This window comes from Desulfogranum japonicum DSM 18378, from assembly GCF_000429945.1.
Taxonomy (GTDB): Bacteria; Desulfobacterota; Desulfobulbia; order Desulfobulbales; family Desulfobulbaceae; genus Desulfogranum; species Desulfogranum japonicum.
Genome location: NZ_AUCV01000127.1, coordinates 1 through 1,232, shown reverse-complemented (window position 1 = coordinate 1,232; position 1,232 = coordinate 1). Strand labels below are relative to the sequence as shown.

1 protein-coding gene and 1 pseudogene are annotated in these 1,232 nt (G+C 38.1%); both read left to right on the top strand.

The genetic code is table 11. The features are described from left to right. The first annotated feature begins 77 nt into the window (after positions 1-77). Positions 78-587 (top strand): signal peptidase I, encoded by a 510-nt coding sequence (lepB, locus tag G493_RS0122725; RefSeq protein ID WP_084813728.1) that lies wholly within the window; start codon positions 78-80, stop codon positions 585-587. A gap of 128 nt (positions 588-715) precedes the next feature. After that, positions 716-1,232, top strand: a pseudogene (locus G493_RS32675) (hypothetical protein); the annotation flags it as partial.

The following is a 1,232-nucleotide window of genomic DNA, read 5'->3' as shown; positions in this document are numbered from 1 at the left end:
CATTTTGGCTGGGGGCGTCGAATTAAGCGGTTTGCATACAACGAAAAAACAGATAGATAACTTGAGAGAGTTTTAATATAGACCGGCTACACCCGCAGGCTGGAGACTTATTCTTTATTCAAAATTTGAAAGTTCCGCAGAATGGAATGTATCCGACACTTCCTGCTAAAAGTGTATTTTGGGTAAAGAAAGGACCATTATTCGATCTTTCAAAGGTAAACAGAGGAGATATCATCGTATATGAAGATATCTCTGAAAAAGGAAGGTATATATTTGTTTGGAGAGTAATGGCGCTTCCTAGTGATCAAATCGAAATCAATGATAAAACTATTACTATTAATGGGATAAGCCTTTCCCAGGTAAAAGAAAAAGAGGAAAAGCAGAAGATAATCTATAAGGAAAAAAACGGTAATATGGAATATTTAGTTGCATACGATAAAAACCCAAATCCTGAAAGCCGAGTTAAAGTTAATCTAAAGGTTCCACCTGGATATTATTTTTTGATGGGAGACAATAGGGATAACGCTTACGATAGTAGATTTAAAGGTCCAGTCAACGGTGAGATGATTTTTGCGATTAAAATGTAACCATATAGCAATCTGCCGCAACGAAGCGTAAAATTCTGTTTTTTCTATGTTTATACTTACTATCACACTCAAAGTTGGTAGCTGTAAAATTCAGCAGGCCTTTGAGCACCCAGATTATGTTTTAAAAAATGAATGATCCTCATTCTGACATATGTACTAAGGAACTGATAGAGAAAGCTCTCAGCATAGACGATGAAAAAAAGTATTGGGAATATATTCGCTCATTACATATCCGAGGGACTGAAGAGGTTGTTGATTCCGCTATTAAGCTTTGTGAAAGTGACTCAACACAATCAAAGGTCACTGGCGCAGACATATTAGGGCAAAGTGGAATTCCAGAAAGATCATTTCCAAAAGAAGCATTGTCTACTTTGCGAACACTGATAAAAGCGGATAATCAAGATGCAGAGGTTCTAAATGCAGCACTGGTAGCCATTGGCCATACTCAAAGCTCCGAGGACAACAAAGATTTAGACATAGTTCGAGATTTATGCACCCATGAAAGTGCAGATGTAAGATTAGGTGTAGTTTCAGCACTGTGGGGGCATGACAGGGCCAGCGCACGAAAAAATCAGCAATCCAGCACTTTCGCTAGGAATGTGTTATCACAGGCAGCTCTGAATTGTTTTTGCTTGATACTCATCT